Genomic DNA, 16223 nt, shown 5'->3' with positions numbered 1-16223 from the left:
CTTTTCCCACGGATCTTCCTACGGAGCACACGTGTGTACTTCGCATGACCAGGAACAGGGCGAGGCCCCTCAGGCCGGTGCCGGCAGACGCGGTTTCCTGCGCGCCACCGCGCTGCTCGGCGCCGCGGCCACGGCGGGGGTCGCCCTGCCGGGCGTGGCCGAGGCGTCCCCGGCGGCGGCGACGGCCGGGTGGCGTCCCGATGCCGACAGCCGCCGCTTCACGCTGGCCGTGATGCCCGACACCCAGTACCTCTTCGACGGGCCGAGCATCAATCCCGCGCCCATCGAGGCGTCGCTGCGGTATCTGCTGGAGCACGGCCGCGAGGACAACATCGTCTTCCTGTCCCACCTCGGCGACCTCACCGAGAACGGGGCGAAGGAGGAGTTCGCGGCGATCGGGAAGGCGTTCGAGCTGCTCGACCGGCGCGGTGTCGGCTACAGCGTCCTCGCCGGCAACCACGACGTGAAGTCGTCCACGAACGACCAGCGCGGTGCGACGCCGTACCTGGACACGTTCGGCCCGCGGCGGTTCCAGGGCAGGCCGACGTTCGGCGGCGCCTCTGCGGACGGCTACAACACCTACCACCTGTTCGAGGCGGCCGGCCGCGAGTGGATGGTGCTCGCGCTGGACTGGCGGCTGTCGGCACAGGGATACGCCTGGGCGAAGGACGTCCTCGCCCGGCACCCGAAGACGCCCGTCATCCTCACCACCCATGAACTGGTCGTCGACGACGACGCGTTGTCGTCCTACGGGCAGCAGCTGTGGGACCAGCTGATCAAGGACCACGACCAGATCTTCCTGACGCTGAACGGCCACTACTGGCCCGCGGGCCGGGCCGTCCGCAGGAACGCGGCGGGCAACGACGTCCATCTGCACCTCACGAACTACCAGAACCGCTACTTCGGCGGCGCGGCGATGATCCGCCTCTACCACTTCGACCTGGACCGCGACGTGATCGACGTCGAGACTGTCTCCCCGTGGATCCTGGGCCGCGCCGCGAAGGGCCTGAACGAGCTGGAGAGGCAGGAGATCGAACTCAGCGGCGACGCCGACCGGTTCTCCGTCGGCATCGACTTCGCGGGCCGCTTCTCCGGCTTCGACCCGGTGCCGGTCCGCCCGGCGCGCCCCGCGTCGAAGATGCTGATCCGGGGCACGGCCGCCTACTGGCGCTTCGACTCCCCCGTCTCCGGCACCGTCCGCGACCTGTCCGGCCGTGGCAACGACCTCACCGTGGTCTCCGTCGGCGGCGGCACGCTCGGCTGGTCGGCCGACCACCACCCCGACCAGCCCGGCCACGGCAGCCTGGAGTTCACCGGCTTCAAGTCCCCGCTGAAGGGCGCGTACCTGCGCACGGTCGACGGCGCCCCGCTCAACTCGGCCACCTTCCGCGACGGCTACACCGTCGAGGCCTTCTACCGGGTGCCCGCCGACTGGGACGCCTCGCACAACGCGTGGGCCGGCCTCGTCAGCCGTACCGGCACGGGCGGCGCGGCGGGCAAGACCGAGGGCGACCCCGACGAGCCGCTCGCCACGCTCTCCCTGTCCGACGGGCCCGGCCCGCAGTGGGCGGTCCGGCCGCTCAACCAGCAGGGCATCGCCACCAACTGGGGCGACGAGACCGCGCGGGAGCAGTGGTGGCACGTCGCCGTCGTCAACGACGGCCGGCACACCACGATGTACGTCCAGGGCTCCCCGGTGGCCCGCAACCCGCACGCCACCGCGATCGGCCTCACCTCGGTCGGCCTGCCCTGGCTGCTCGGCGGCTACGAGTACGGCGGCAGCATCGACCAGATCCTGTACGGCCGCCTCGGCGACGTCCGGATCGTCGAACGGGCGCTGCCCGTCACCTCTTTCATGACCCACTGACGCCCCTTTCGAGGATCACCATGACCGAGCAGCAGCTGCCCGCCTGGGCCGACCCGTCCGTCTCCCCCGCCGACCTCGATCCGCAGGGCGTGTCCCGGCGCGGCCTCCTGCGCGGCGCGGGCCTCTTCGGCGCCGCCTTCGCGCTGGGCACGGCGGCCCCGGCACTGGCGGCCGACAACCGGCGCCTCGGGGGCGACGACCCCCGCCTCGCCTACCTCGTCGGCGACCACCACGTCCACAGCGTGTACAGCCACGACGCGAAGTACACGTTCTCCCAACTGGCCGCGGCGGGCGCCGAGTACGGCCTGGACTGGATGGTGTTCACCGAGCACTCCAACTTCGGGCACGCCCGGTACGGCGCCGCGCTGGAGCACCGGGAGATCCTCCGGGCCCGCGCCGAGAACCCGCGCCAGCTGATCTTCCAGGGCCTGGAGTGGTACATCCCGGCCGCCGAGCACTGCACGGTCTTCACGGCACCCGGCCGCCACGAGGTCGACCTGCTCACCCGGTTCGAGAGCGCCTACGACGGCAAGCTGCTCGGCTACACCGAGGGCGCCCCGGGTGCGGCGGACACGGCCCGCAACGAGGCCCACGCCGTCAAGGCCGTCAAGTGGCTGGCCGAGCAGCGCCGTACGGGCTACGTCGACGACGTCCTCGTCCTCGCCAACCACCCGCTGCGCCTCGGCATCGACTCCCCGCACGAGATGCGCAACTGGCGGGACGCGGCCCCCGAGATCATGATCGGCATGGAGGGCGCGCCCGGCGCCCAGGGCGCGGCGATCCCCGGCTGGCGCGGGGCGACGTCGATGCGCGGCGAGTACGAGAACAAGCCGTCGGCGCAGTCCTGGCCGGGCTACCCGGCCGAGGCGTACCTGACCTACGGCGGCTTCGACTGGGCGACCGCGACGGTCGGCGGCCTGTGGGACTCGATGCTGGCCGAGGGCAGGCTGTTCTCGATCACCACGAACTCCGACGCCCACCGCATCGTCTTCGACACCTGGAAGAACGGTGACTGGCCGGCGGGCCGGAACTTCGACAACACCGGCAAGCTCCCCGACCCGGTGAACACCACCACCCCGCAGCCGGGCAGCGACTTCTGGCCGGGCCAGTTCAGCCGCACCCACGTCGGTGTGACCCGCTACGGCTACCGCGCGGTGATGGCGGGCCTGCGCGCGGGCCGGGTCTGGCTGGACCACGGGCACCTGCTGGACGGCCTCGACGTACGCCTCAAGCGGGACTGCGACCACGGCCGCGGTGTCACCCTGGGCGGCCGACTGCGCGTGCGCAAGGGCGAGAAGCTCACGCTGAACGTGACCGTGACGACGGCCTCCCGCCCCAACCCGCAGGGAATCGTGCCGGAGTTGGCGCACGTCGACGTCATCCGCGGGTCGGTCCGCGGCCCGGTGGCGGACCGCGACGCCTGGCAGGCCCCCGACACGAAGGTGGTGTCCACGACGGACGTGTCCGGCCGCAAGGGCACCTACACCCTCCGCATCCCCCTCACCGCCGGCGACGAGCCCTTCTACGTCCGCCTGCGCGGCAGCGACGGCAACCGCCACGGCGCCGGCTACCTCGGCGCCTCGGTCGACCCGCACGGACCGATCCCGCACACGCCCGGGGACGGTGACCCGTGGACGGATACGTGGTTCTATTCGAACCCCGTATTCGTCGACGTGGCAGGAGCCTGATGAGACGTCACCTCGTCACCCCCGTTTGCTTATCGGTTGCACTGGCACTCGGCGCGGGCACGGCGTCCGCGGCCGGTGACCCGCAGTGGGCCGAGACCGGTACGGCGTACACCGACACCCTGGGCGGCGGGCAGGGCCTCGCGAGCCGGGCGGACGGTTCACTCCTCTACCGGGGCCTGGCCGACATCCCGCTGGGCCTGCGTATCAAGGGCTGGAACCACATCGGCGACCCCGACATCGCCCGCGGCCACACCTTCGACGCCTACCAGGGCCCGGACACGGCCACGTCCAAGATGTTCGCGGTGACGACCCCGTCCGGGAAGCGCTACGAGTACGTCCATCAGCTCAACCCGGGCGAGAAGCTCAACAACTCCTTCGCCACGATCTCACCCGACGGCCAGTGGCTGATCTCGGGCGAGTGGGGCGAGCAACGGCGCCTCCAGGTCTTCCCGGCTCCCCTCCTCAACCCGTCCACTCCCCAGGCGGGCGGCGACTTGAAGGAGGCCTGGCAGATCACCCTGGACAAGCCGGTGCGCGACATCCAGGGCTGTGACTTCGTCACCGACACCCGCCTCCTGTGCGCCTCGAACGACGCCACCACCACCCTCTTCCCCGAACCCCACCCCCTCCTCCAGGTCGACCTCCCCCACAAGGTCGACGGCCGGCCGATCACGGGCACGGTGAAGTCCCTGTTCGCCCTGCCGCAACGGAGCGTGTGCAAGGGGACGTTCGAGACGGAGGGCATCGATTACGACGAGAACAGCGGGGCCCTGCGGGTGGAGATGATTCCGCCGGGGGTCTGTGCTGTGGGTACGGCTGTGTACTCGTACCGGCAGGCCGGGGACTGACGGGCAGGGGCGCGGCGGCGATGCGTGGCCGCCGCGCCTCCGCCCGACACCGGTCACACGGCCGGTGGCTCCAGGTCCCGGTGGATGCGCTTGCCCTCGCGGACGCTCACCGTGTGCGGATGGTTCTCCCCGAGCATCCGGGCGAACTCGGCGTGGCTGCTCTCCTGGAGCTGGTCGGCCTCGGTGATACGGCCCAGCGACCGCAGGGTCACGCCCAGGTTGGCGCGCGAGACGATGGTGTCCGGGTGCTCGTGGCCGAGGGTCGGCTGGAAGCCGGCGACGGCCAGCCGCTCCAGCTCCTCCGCCTGGCGCAGTTCGTTCAGCTCCGCCAGCACGTTGGCGAGGTTGACGGTACCGGCGAGCGTGTAGGGATGACGGACACCCAGCACCTCCCGCATTGAGTCGAAGTTCTTCTGGAGCATTTCCCGCGCCCTGCCCACCTCCCCGGAACCGCGCAGGAAAATCCCGAGGTTGTTGACGGCGGCGAGCGTCGCCGGGTGCCGCTCGCCGGGTGCGCGGCGGTACTGCCGCACTATGTCCTGAGCCAGCATCAGGGCCTCCTCGCGCGCCCCGGTGGAGTAGAGGTCGGTTGCGTAGTTCAGGGTGCAGTCCAGGACGTCGGGGCTGGACGGGGGCGTGTCGCGCAGCCGGTAGTGCTCCCGGGTCTGTTCGGTGAGTGCCCGCGCCTCCTCGGCCCGGCCCGCCCTGCGCATCGACACGGCGAGGCTCTTCGCGCTGCGCAGGGTCTCCGGATACGCCTCGCCGAACTGTTGCTTGTACGACTCGAAACCGCTGCTCAACAGTGAGATGGACGCCTCGAACTCACCCATCTCACGCAGGTCGCGGGCCAGGTTGACGATGCTGATCAGGGTGTGCGGATGCCCGGCGCCGAGGTCGTTGCGCCGCAGGTCGTAGATCTCCTGGTCGACGCTCAGGGCCTCGGTGTAACGGCCGAGAAGTCTGAGGCACACGGCGCGGTTGTTGTTGGCGGCGAGGGTGCGCGGGTGGTCCTCGCCGAAGTTCTCCTTGAAGCCGTTGTACGCCTCGGTGGCCAGCTCCAGGGCCTCCTCGAACCGGCCGATGCTGCCCAGGTCGGTGGCGAGTCCGCTGGCCGTCATCAGGATGTGCGGATGGCCGGCCGTCAGCAGGGCGCGCTGCTGGGTGAGGGTGGCAAAGCCCAGCTCCTCCGCCTCCACGTACTTGCCCAGGGAGCGCAGCACGTTGGTGATGTGGAAGCTCAGGTGCAGCAATTGAGTCTGGAGTTCCGTGGCGTACCGCTGCTCCTCGGCGAGCGTGCGCGGAGCCCGCGGGTCGACCGTGCCGGTGGGCGTGGGAGTGGGCGTCGGTGCCTCCCCGGCCTGCTCCCGCTTTCCGAGTTCGGCGATCCGGGCCTGGCTGTCGGTCAGCTGGCGCTCCCAAAGCTCGCGCAGTCCGGCAGCGAAGGCGAGGGCGCCATTCAGATCGCCGCGCTTCCACAGGTAGCGGACACGGTCTATGAGCAGTTGCCGGGTCTTGGGCTCGTCGCAGGTGCCGGCCTCGGAGGCCTCCGGGTGCGGCCAGATCGCGGCGAAGGCGGGCTGGTTCTCCACGTCGTCGATGGGCTCCTCGCCCGACGGTCGGGCGCCGGCCAGGATGCGGTGCACGACGTGCTGGGCATCCTCCTGCTCCCGGGGCGTGAGCTGGGAACGGATCACGGCCTGCACCAGCCGGTGCACCTGGATCGACTCGGTTGCCCGGTCCACCTTGGCGAGCGCGAACCGGCCGATCTCCCGGATCACCCGGCCGAGCACCATCTTCTCCTGGAGCGAAGGGTCCTTCTCGGCCAGGACGCTCGTCATCTCGTCGCCGTAGAGCAACTTCATCGAGATCGGCTCGGCGGCGAAGAAGGCGCACAGCTGGAGCAGGCGTACGGCGGCCGGTGAGCGTTCCTTGAGTCGCTCGATGGAGACACTCCAGGTGGCACCGACCGGCTCGGGGTAGTTCGCGGGCCGGCTGAGCGACAGGACCCGCTCGGCCTGCTGCTCCAACTCGACGAGGTAGGTGTCGACGGGCGTACCCGTCTCGGCGAGCCAGGCTCCGGCCTGGTCGAGGGCGAGGGGCAGGTCTCCCACGGCGGAGGCGACCCGGTCGGCGTCCTCCGTGGTGAGGCCGGCGGCCCGCCGCAGCAGGTGCTCGATGCTCTCCTCACGCAGGAACGGGTCGATCTCCAGGGCCTCGCCGAACTGCAGCCAGGTCTGGTTGCGGGAAGTGACCAGCACATGGCCGGCGCCGCCGGGGAAGTGCTTGCTCACCTCCTCGGGTTCGTCGGCGTTGTCGAACACCAGCAGCCAGCGCAGCGTCGAGGACGACTGGCGCAGATGGTCGCGGACCTCCTGCGCGGCCTGGGCGGCGTCGTCGCCGACCCGCAGCCCCAGCCTGCGTGCGAGGTCGGTGAGGGCGGAGACCACGAGCTCGTTCTGCTCGGAGGGTATCCACCACACCAGGTCGTAGTCGGCGGCGAACCGGTGCACGTACTCCAGGGCGATCTGCGTCTTGCCGACGCCGCCCAGCCCGTACAGGGCGCACGGAGCCGGGGAGCCGCCCGAGTTGCTGCCGCTGAGTCCGTCGCGGAGTGTCTCCAGCAGCGCGCTGCGGCCGGTGAAGGAGGAGTTGCGCGGCGGGACGTTCCAGAACTTGGGCACCGTGTCCGGGAAGCGGGCGTCCCTGAGCGCCGCCTCGTCGGTCGGATCGGCGGGCAGCGGCGGCTTGCCGAGGGCCCGCAGCAGGGCGGAGGCGGCGCTCTTCTCGCTGGTGCGCACGAGGTCGACCGAGGGCCGCTCGGCGAACGTGGGCGCCGGGCGCAGGTCACCGACCCGGACGGCGACCACCTGGCGACGGCCCGAGAGGTCACCGCCGGTGGCCGCGTCCCATACCTGACGGGCTCGCGCCGAGCGCTGGAAGGCCGGGGAGAGAACGAAGACGGTCCGGTCGGCGGGCTTCTCGGCGCCGTCCCCCTCACAACCCACGTACTTGCGCGACACCTTGAACCCGGCCCGGGAGAGCAGGAAGGTGATCCAGTCGGCCCACATGCGGTCCTCGGACACATAGCTGAGGTGCAGGTCGGCCGGGAGCGCGAGCCGGGGGCGGGTGAACTTCGCCGTGACGCTCTCCCGCATCTCCTCGGGCATGCGGGGCAGGCCGATGACGGCCTGGTCGCTGATCACACCGGTGAGCCGCTCGAAGGCGGCCAGCAGGGACGTCGCGTTGCCGGCCTCGTCGCCGAACGTGGCCAGCGTCTCCTCGTAGGCGTAGTACGGCCGGTAGGGCACCTCCACGGACCCCCAGTAGCCGGTGAGTTCGTCCTCGCTCATACCTGAGGGGAACCCGTCGAACTTGGCGCGGGCCAGCGCGCGCCCGGCGTCCGCCTTCTCCTTCTCTCCCTCGTCGATGCGCATGGGGACGGGCAGGATGCGGATACGGCGGCGTCGGAACCGGTCACGGATGTCGTGGGCGACGGCCGAGGCGCCGTCCATGCTCTGCCCGCTCAGGGTGAAGCAGTCGACCAGGACGTCGGGAAGATGGGCGGTGCAGACGTCGGCTGTGTCGGACAGACCGGTCCGGCTGTCGATGAGGACGTAGTCGTAGTTCTGACGCATGTCCTCGCGGAGCGCGTCGAGGAAGATTCCACCGCCCAGCCGATCGTAGAAGTCTTCCCAGTCGAACGTGTTCACGAGCGACGAGTAAGCGCGGTCCTGGCGCCCCGCAATCACGAGATCGAGAGTGCCGGGCTCCGGGAACGACCAGTCCAGGGAAACCGCGTGACGCTGGACACGGGCGTAGTCCAGGTGCCAGTCCGACGGCCGCTCTTCAACGCCGTCACGTACAACCGCCCAGGCGTATTCATTGAGCATGTCGATCACACCGGTGGTGGCGGCAGCGGTGGACGGGTCGAGGAAAGGATGAAAGAACCTGTGCAGACCGGGGGCTTCCAGGTCCCAGTCAAGCGCCAGTACCCGCTTGCCATTGGCGGCCAGGATCCAGGCGACGTTGGCCAACGCCATCGTGCGGCCAGTACCGCCCTTGTACGAGTAGAACGTGATGATGCGGCCTGCTCGGCCGTCCTTTTCGTCACGGCTGCTCATCGCGGTTTCCTTCCTCGGCCTGCGCTGCGCGGCGTTCTGGATCGAGGAGCACGCTCAAGCGGCAGTGGCGTCCCTCAAAGAACCCGTCGGCCCCACGCGATCCCCCGATCCCGCCCCGCCCCGTTCCCCAACCGAGCGGTGGACACTCAGTGTAGGCACCGTGCGGCACTGCGCGACGATTGTCGGAACAAGGCGGGTCGTTTCCGGCGGACGCCGGGATGCCGGGGTTCAGCCGACGGCCCGGCAGACCGTTCAGGCGTAGAACCGCGACAGACTTTGCAGGACAGCCGCCGGCTTCTGTACGCCCTCGATCTCTATCGTCCCGTCCACGGCGACCTGCACCCCACCCGGCACCTCCTCGACCTCTGCAAGTCGACCGACCAGCCGTATCCGCGACCCGACCTTCACCGGGGACGGGAAACGCACCTTGTTCAGGCCGTAGTTGACCTTGGTCGCAACCCCCTGGACGTCCAACAGCTCGGTGAACAGAGGGATGAAGAGCGACAGGGTCAGATAGCCGTGGGCGATGGGGGTGCCGAAGGGGCCCTCGGTGGCGCGTTGCGGGTCCACGTGGATCCACTGGTGGTCGTCCGTCGCGTCGGCGAACGTGTTGATGCGGGACTGGGTGACCTCGATCCACTCGCTGGTGCCGAGGTCGGTGCCGGAGAGCTTCTTCAGTTCTTCGAGGCCGTTGACGGTGATGGTCATGCGGGTGCGTTCCTTACTGGTTGCCGTAGCGCGTACGGACTCGGGACTTGAGGAGTTTTCCGGAGGCGGTGCGCGGGAGTTCGTCCGCGAGGACGAGCGACTTGGGGATCTTGTACTTCGCCAGGCGGCCGGACAGCGAGGCGAGTACCTCGTCCGGGTCCAGGGCAGTGCCCTCGCGCGGGACGACCACCGCGCGTGGCACCTCGCCCCACTTGTCGTCCGGTACGCCGATGACCGCGCACTCCACGATGTCGGGGTGGGTGAGCAGGACGTCCTCGATCTCGGCGGGGTAGATGTTCTCGCCGCCCGAGATGATCATGTCCTTGATGCGGTCGACGATGAAGACGTAACCGTCCTCGTCCACGCGCGCCGCGTCTCCGCTGCGGAACCAGCCGTCGGCGAAGGACGCGGCGGTCTCCTCGGGCAGGCCCCAGTAGCCGGGCATGACGTGCGGGCCGCGGACCACGATCTCGCCGGGCTCGTCGGTGTCTACGGGGGTCAGGTCCGGCCGGACCACCCGTACGTCGCTGAAGAAGTGCGGTACGCCCGCCGAACCCGCCTTGGTGATCGCGTGTTCGGCGTCCAGGAACAGCGTCCCGGGTGCTGCCTCCGTCATGCCGTAGCCCTGGAGGAAGGCGAGGCCGCGTTCCTGGTAGGCGGCAATGAGCGGTGTCGGGACCGGAGAGCCGCCGCAGGTCAGGATGCGCAGGGAGGACAGGTCCGCGGCCGGCCAGCGGGAGTGGCGGGACAGCTGGTCGAACATCGTCGGGACCCCGAACATGAAGGTGATGCGGTGCCGGGCGATCAGGTCGAAGGTGGCGGCCGGGTCGAATGCCTCGACGAGGACGCAGGTGCCGCCCTTGAGGAGGACCGGCAGGGTCAGCATGTTCAGGCCCGCCGTGTGGAACAACGGGGCCGAGACCAGGGCGCGTTCGTCGGCGACCAGGTCGGTGTCGACGAGGACGTTGAGGGCGTTCCAGATGATGTTGCCGTGGGTGAGCATGGCGCCCTTGGGGCGGCCGGTCGTCCCCGAGGTGTACATGATGATGCAGGTGTCGTCGGGGGTGACGGGGGCGTCGATCGGTTCGTCGGAGGACGCGGCGAGGATCTCTTCGTAGTCCGGGCCCGTTTCCAGGTAGGTACGGACGTCGGTGTGGCCCGGGAGGCCCGCGACCAGTCCGGCGTGTGACGGTGCGTGGAGCAGGGCCTTGGCTCCGGAGTCGGCCAGTTGGTAGGCGATCTCGGGGCCGGCCAGGCGGGTGTTGAGGGGGACGAAGACCGCGCCGAGCGTGCCGGCGGCGAAGAGGGTCTCCAGGTAGGACGGGTGGTTCGGGCCCAGGTATGCGACCCGGTCGCCGCGGCGGACACCGCGCTCGCGCAGGGCGTGGGCCAGCCGGGTGGTGCGCTCGTGCAGGGCGGCGTACGACGTCGATGTCCCGCCGTGGATCAGGGCGGTGCGGTGGGGTGTCTTGCGGGCCCGGCGTGCGGGCCACGACCCCAGTCCCTCGTTGCGCATGTCACGCCCCTTACGGTTTCGTCAGCCCGAGCAGCCGGGCGGCGTTCTCCTTGAGGATCCTCGGCCTGACCTCGTCCTTGATCGACAGCTTGGCGAAGTCGGCGAGCCAGCGGTCGGGGGTGAGGACGGGGAAGTCGGAGCCGAAGAGGACCTTGTCCTTCAGCAATGTGTTGGCGTACCGCACCAGTTGGGGCGGGAAGTACTTCGGCGACCAGCCGGACAGGTCGATGTGCACGCCGGGCTTGTGGGTGGCCACCGCGAGGGCCTCGTCCTGCCAGGGGAAGGACGGGTGCGCCAGGATGATCTTCAGGTGCGGGAAGTCGGCGGCCACGTCGTCCACGTGCAGCGGGTTGGAGTACTTCAACCTGATCCCGCCTCCGCCCGGAACTCCGGCGCCGATGCCCGTCTGGCCCGTGTGGAACAGGGCGATGGTGCCCGTCTCCTCGATCACCTCGTAGAGGTCGTACGCCACCGAGCGGTCGTCGGGGAAGAAGCCCTGGATGCTGGGGTGGAACTTGAATCCCCGCACGCCGTACTCCTCGACCAGGCGCCGCGCCTGCTTCACGCCCGCCTTTCCCCGGAACGGGTCGATGGACGCGAAGGGGATCAGCACGTCGGCGTTGGCGGCGGCCGCCTCGGCGACCTCCTCGTTGGGGACCGGAGGCGTGCCCGTGGCGGACTCGGCGTCGACCGTGAAGATCACGGCGGCCATGTTCCGCTCGCGGTAGTACGCGGCGGTCTCCTGGAGGGTCGGTTTCCGCTTGCCCTCGACCTTGAAGTAGGCGGAGGAGGCGTCGTGGAGGTCGTCGTCCAGGGAGGAGTGGCCCTTGGAGGAGACCTCCGCGTGGGTGTGGACGTCGATCGCGACCAGCTCGTCGGGGTTCATGGAGGGGGGCACGGAGGTGGTCATCACGCCTCCGGGAACTTGGGGGCCGGAATGCCGACCGACTGGAGCTCGGCGCCGACCGAGGTGGGCCATACGGCGGCGAGGGTGTCGGGGGTCCAGCCGCCGTCCGCGTACGCCGCCGCGATCTCCTGCGGATGCGACCAGAGTGCCACCTTGTCCCCGCCGATGCCGATGGCCTGGCCGGTGATGCCGCGAGCCGCCTCGGAGGCGAGGAAGGGGACGAGGGCGGCGCAGTCCTCGGGGGTGCCGAAGCCCTCGCCCTTGCGCAGGAAGTCCGGGAGCGGCGCGCCGCCGCGCATCGCCTCGACGTACGGGGCGAAGCCGGGGATGGTCTCGGTCATCGCGGTCGCGGCGACCGGCACGATCGCGTTGACGGTGATGTCCGCCCGGCCCAGTTCCATCGACCAGGTGCGGGCGAAGGCGGCGATGCCGGCCTTGGCGGCGGCGTAGTTCGTCTGCCCGAAGTTGCCGCGCTGGCCGGCCGGTGAGCCGACCAGGATCAGGGTGCCGCCCTCGCCCTGCTCGCGCATGCGGACGGCGGCGGCGCGGGCGCAGGTGAAGGTGCCCTTGAGATGCGTGGTGATCACGGCGTCGAAGTCGTCGTCGGTCATCTTCCACAGGACCTTGTCGCGCAGGATGCCGGCGTTGGTGACCAGGACGTCCAGCCGCCCGAACTCCTCGACCGCGCGGCCGACCAGGCGGTCCGCGGCCTCGGCTGTACCGACGGGGACGACCTCGGCGACGGCCGTGCCGCCGGACTCGCGGATGGACTTCACGGCCGCCTCGGCCACGGCCTCGTCGACGTCGTTGACGACCACGGAGGCGCCGTGGGCGGCCAGGGCGTGGGCGTAGGCGAGGCCGAGGCCCCGGCCGCTGCCGGTGACGACGGCGGCCTTGCCGGTGAGATCGATGCTGGGCACGGGCGGGTCCCTTCGAGGAGTGTGCGGCGGCTGCGAGTCGCGGAGAGGTGCGGCTGCGAGATCGAAGGTAAGAACAATAGTTGTTGACGTCAATAGTTGTTGCGGACTCGTCCTTGCGTCATGCTGGGTGCCGTACGTCCGCACGCCCCGCCCGGGGCCTCGACCAGGGAGCCCGCCATCGCCAGCCGGCAGACCACGAACCCCGCACCGATCGACGCCGACGAGCCGTGGATGCGCGGACTCCACGCGGACACGGGCTATCTGCTCTACCGCCTCGGCCTGCGCTCCGGTCAGCTGTTCAACTCCTTCCTCCAGGAGTCGGGCCTGCGGCTGCGCCACTACGCGGTGCTGCGCTTCCTCGCCACCACCCCGGGCGCCCTCCAGCGCGAGCTGAGCGCGTCGCTCGGCTACGACCCGAGCGCGATCGTCGGCCTTGTCGACGACCTGGAGAAGCTGGGCTTCGCCGAGCGGCGCCCCTCCCCCGACGACCGGCGCAGCCGGATCATCGTGCTGACCGAGGGCGGCCGGGCGTTCCTCCGGGATACCGACGAGGCCGGGCAGCGGGTCACCAACGAGCTGGTCGGGCCACTGGACGACGGCGAGCGCGAGCAGTTGCACGCGCTGCTCCAGAGAGTCGCCGAGTCCGGGCTCGGGTGACGGCGTGGCGTCCGTGCCGGCTCATGCGCGGTCCGCGCCCGACCGGCTGCTGGCGGTGCTCGGGGCCTTCGACCTGGAACATCCGGCGCTGTGTCTGACCGACATCAGCCGGCGGGCCGGGCTGAGCCTGAGCACCGCGCACCGGCTGGTGGCCGCGCTCACCGAGTGGGGCGCGCTGGAGCGGGACGACGCCGGGCTCTACCACGTCGGGCTGCGGCTGTGGGAGCTCGCGGCACTCGCGCCGCGCGGACTGGCGCTGCGGCAGGTCGCGCTGCCGTATCTGGAGGACCTGTACGAGGCGACCCACGAGAACGTGCAGTTGGCGGTCCGGGACGGGCCGGAGGTCGTCTACATCGAGTGGCTTTCGGGACGGTCGGCGGTCGGGGTGCACATCCGCGTCGGGGCGCGCTGGCCGCTGCACGCCACGGGGGTCGGGCTCGCGCTGCTCGCGCACAGCGACGCGGACTTCCAGGAGGGCTACTGCGGCGGTCCGCTCGCCGCCTTCACGCCGTACACCGTCACCGATCCGGCCCGGCTGCGCCGCATGCTGGCCGAGGTGCGCCGCACGGGGGTGGCGGTGAGCAGCCGCCAGGTCACCGACGACGCGCTGTCCGTCGCGGCGCCGGTGCGGGGGCCGGGCGGTGCGGTCGTCGCCGCCGTGTCGGTGGTGGTCCCCCAGGCGGACGCCCAGGTCCCGGTCCTGGCACCGGCGGTGCGGCTGGCGGCGCGGGGGATATCGCGGGGGTTGGGGTGGCGGCCGGAGAAAGGGACTTAGGGGGCCGAGGCCGACGCCGGGTCGTCGGACGTCCGCGGGTTCGTTGTGGCTGGTCGCGCAGTTCCCCGCGCCCCTTGGCGGCGCGGTTGAGCCGCACATCGACATGGCCCGCGCCCCTCGGGCACGGTTCGGCAACGCCCTCAAGGGGCGCGGGGAACTGCGCGAACGGCCACGACGGCGCCGCAGACGCCCGACGACCCGCCAACGCCCCCACGGCGGGCGCCCCGCCGATATCCCTCTCACCGGTGAGGACGAGCCCCGAGTGACCTCGCGATACTGAAAGTGCCCTTGCCCCGAGGAGCCGCCCGTGTCCGCTCGTTCCTGGTTCTCCCCCGCTGCCGAGCGCCTGCGCACCGCCAACCCGTACGTCGTCGACTCGGCGCTCGCCGCGCTCGTACTGTTCGCCGTCTCGTTGCAGTGGCTCTTCCCCGACGAGGGCGACGACCGGCTGACCTGGCAGGGTTGGCTGATCGGCGCCGCGACCGCGGTACCGCTGGTGTGGCGGCGCCGCGCGCCGTTCGTGACGGCTTGCGCCGTGTCCGTGGCCACCCCCGTACAGGCCGTCTACCACGCGCCGCCTCCGGACGTGATGTACGGCGGCATGGTCGTCCTCTACACGATGGCCGCCCTGGGCAGGCCGTGGCAACGGCGCGCGATGCTGGTCGGCTGGCTCGTCGGCGTCTCCCTGACGATGATGCACAAGGAGGAGCCCCAGCCTTTCGAGTACGCCTTCCACCTGCTGGGCGTGGTGTGCGCGTACGGCTTCGGTGTGCTGGCCCGCGTGCAGCGGGCGTACACCGCCGAACTGGAGGACCGGGCCCGGCGACTGGAGCGGGAGCGGGCCGCCGACACCGCGCGGGCCATTGCGCAGGAGCGGTCCCGGATCGCCCGCGACATGCACGACGTCCTCGCGCACGCGGTGAGCCTGATGGTGGTTCAGGCCGAGGCAGGACCGGTGGTGGTGCGCAGCGATCCGGTGCGCGCCGAGGCCGCGTTCGACGCGATCGCGGGGGCCGGGCGGGACGCGATGGCGCAGCTGCGCCGGATCCTCGGCGTGCTCAAGGAGCCGCGGGGCGACGGCGGTGCGTGGCGGCTGCCGCAGCCGGGCGTGGCCGAACTGCCCGGCCTGGTCCGCCGGGTCGGCGAGTCCACCGGACTGCGGGTCGAGCTGATCGGCTCCGGTACGCCCCGTCCGCTGCCCCCGGACACCGAGGTCGCCGCCTTCCGCGTGGTCCAGGAGGCGCTGACCAACACCGTGAAGCACGCGCGGGCCGCCTCCGCTACCGTCGAACTCGACTGGACGGAGGACGAGTTGACACTGACGGTGACCGACGACGGACAGGGACCGGGCTCCGGCCACGACGGCCACGGCGGCCACGGTCTGATCGGCATCCGGGAGCGGGCCGCCGCCTGCGGGGGCAGCGCACGGGCCGGGCGCGGACCGGAGGGCGGTTTCCGGGTGGTCGTACGGCTGCCCGCGGCCGTCGACCGGGAGGCGGCCCTGGGATGAGCATCCGGGTGGTGGTCGCCGACGACCAGGAACTGGTGCGGGCCGGGTTCAGCATGATCCTCCAGGCGCAGGCCGACATCGAGGTGGTCGCGGAGGCCGGCGACGGCGCCGACGCGGTCGCCGCGGTGCAGCGGCACACGCCCGACGTGCTGCTCCTCGACATCCGGATGCCGGTCATGGACGGCCTGGAGGCGGCCCGGCGGGTGTGCGGGCAGTCCAGCTGCAAGGTGGTCATGCTGACCACGTTCGACCTGGACGAGTACGTCTACGAGGCGCTGTGCGCGGGCGCCAGCGGCTTCCTGCTGAAGGACGTGCGGCGCGACGACCTCGTGCACGCCGTACGGGTCGTCGCGGCCGGGGACTCGCTGCTCGCGCCGACGGTGACGCGGCGGCTGGTCGCCGACATCGTGCGGCGCCGCCGCGAGGAGGCCGCCGCCGAGGCCACCCCGCAGCGCCTGGACGTCCTGACGGCGCGTGAGGTGGAGACCCTGCGGCTGCTGGCGCGCGGGCTGTCCAACTCCGAGATCGCCACGACCCTGTTCGTCAGCGAGCACACGGTGAAGAGCCATGTCAGCAACGTGCTGGGCAAGCTCGCTCTGAGGGACCGGGTACAGGCGGTGATCTGCGCCTACGAGACCGGGCTCGTGACCCCGGGATCCCCCTAGCGAGGGAGTTCCGGGCACTGCTCCCCCCTGCGACGGAGGCC

Annotated in this window: 12 protein-coding genes; 7 read left to right on the top strand and 5 right to left on the bottom strand. The window is 71.0% G+C overall.

Annotated elements, in window-relative coordinates:
* Nucleotides 1-31 precede the first annotated feature (31 nt).
* The 3 genes from PGH47_RS35855 to PGH47_RS35845 are packed head-to-tail and all read left to right on the top strand — an operon-like array spanning nt 32 to nt 4403.
* Nucleotides 32-1867: a LamG-like jellyroll fold domain-containing protein gene (locus PGH47_RS35855; RefSeq protein ID WP_271666878.1), complete on the top strand. Its 1836-nt coding sequence runs from the start codon at nt 32-34 to the stop codon at nt 1865-1867.
* 20 nt (nt 1868-1887) lie between these two features.
* Entirely contained in the window at nt 1888-3555 is a 1668-nt protein-coding gene (locus PGH47_RS35850) for a PHP domain-containing protein (protein WP_271666877.1), read from the top strand.
* Nucleotides 3555-4403: a hypothetical protein gene (locus tag PGH47_RS35845; RefSeq protein ID WP_271666876.1), complete on the top strand. Its 849-nt coding sequence runs from the start codon at nt 3555-3557 to the stop codon at nt 4401-4403. The genes PGH47_RS35850 and PGH47_RS35845 overlap by 1 nt, the downstream gene beginning before the upstream one ends.
* 53 nt (nt 4404-4456) lie before the next feature.
* Here PGH47_RS35845 and fxsT read toward each other — a convergent pair whose 3' ends face one another.
* From fxsT to PGH47_RS35820, 5 genes are all read right to left on the bottom strand, one after another.
* Nucleotides 4457-8524: an FxSxx-COOH system tetratricopeptide repeat protein gene (gene fxsT, locus PGH47_RS35840; protein ID WP_271666875.1), complete on the bottom strand. Its 4068-nt coding sequence runs from the start codon at nt 8522-8524 to the stop codon at nt 4457-4459.
* Between the two features lie 252 nt (nt 8525-8776).
* Nucleotides 8777-9232: a MaoC family dehydratase gene (locus tag PGH47_RS35835; protein ID WP_271666874.1), complete on the bottom strand. Its 456-nt coding sequence runs from the start codon at nt 9230-9232 to the stop codon at nt 8777-8779.
* A 13-nt stretch (nt 9233-9245) separates the two neighbouring features.
* Nucleotides 9246-10748 (bottom strand): o-succinylbenzoate--CoA ligase, encoded by a 1503-nt coding sequence (gene menE, locus PGH47_RS35830; protein ID WP_271666873.1) that lies wholly within the window; start codon nt 10746-10748, stop codon nt 9246-9248.
* A 10-nt stretch (nt 10749-10758) separates the two neighbouring features.
* Entirely contained in the window at nt 10759-11634 is an 876-nt protein-coding gene (locus tag PGH47_RS35825; protein WP_271668230.1) for an amidohydrolase family protein, read from the bottom strand.
* A 23-nt stretch (nt 11635-11657) separates the two neighbouring features.
* Complete coding sequence (locus PGH47_RS35820) at nt 11658-12575, bottom strand: SDR family NAD(P)-dependent oxidoreductase (protein ID WP_271666872.1); 918 nt, start codon at nt 12573-12575, stop codon at nt 11658-11660.
* Nucleotides 12576-12806: 231 nt separating this feature from the next.
* On the opposite strand from PGH47_RS35820, the gene PGH47_RS35815 reads away from it, so the two are divergent.
* From PGH47_RS35815 to PGH47_RS35800, 4 genes are all read left to right on the top strand, one after another.
* Nucleotides 12807-13232 (top strand): MarR family winged helix-turn-helix transcriptional regulator, encoded by a 426-nt coding sequence (locus PGH47_RS35815; protein WP_126903089.1) that lies wholly within the window; start codon nt 12807-12809, stop codon nt 13230-13232.
* A 4-nt stretch (nt 13233-13236) separates the two neighbouring features.
* A complete protein-coding gene (locus PGH47_RS35810; RefSeq protein ID WP_271666870.1) occupies nt 13237-14007 on the top strand; it encodes an IclR family transcriptional regulator in 771 nt (256 codons plus the stop codon).
* A gap of 307 nt (nt 14008-14314) precedes the next feature.
* Nucleotides 14315-15517 (top strand): sensor histidine kinase, encoded by a 1203-nt coding sequence (locus tag PGH47_RS35805; protein WP_271666869.1) that lies wholly within the window; start codon nt 14315-14317, stop codon nt 15515-15517.
* Nucleotides 15514-16182 carry a response regulator gene (locus PGH47_RS35800; RefSeq protein WP_271666868.1) on the top strand — a complete coding sequence of 223 codons (669 nt, stop codon included), beginning with the start codon at nt 15514-15516 and terminating at the stop codon, nt 16180-16182. The genes PGH47_RS35805 and PGH47_RS35800 overlap by 4 nt, the downstream gene beginning before the upstream one ends.
* The last annotated feature ends 41 nt before the right edge of the window (nt 16183-16223 follow it).

Source organism: Streptomyces sp. HUAS 31 (assembly GCF_028198125.1).
Taxonomy (GTDB): domain Bacteria; phylum Actinomycetota; class Actinomycetes; order Streptomycetales; family Streptomycetaceae; genus Streptomyces; species Streptomyces chartreusis.
Note: the sequence above shows the minus strand (reverse complement) of the source record. Positions and strands in the feature narration are given on the sequence as shown.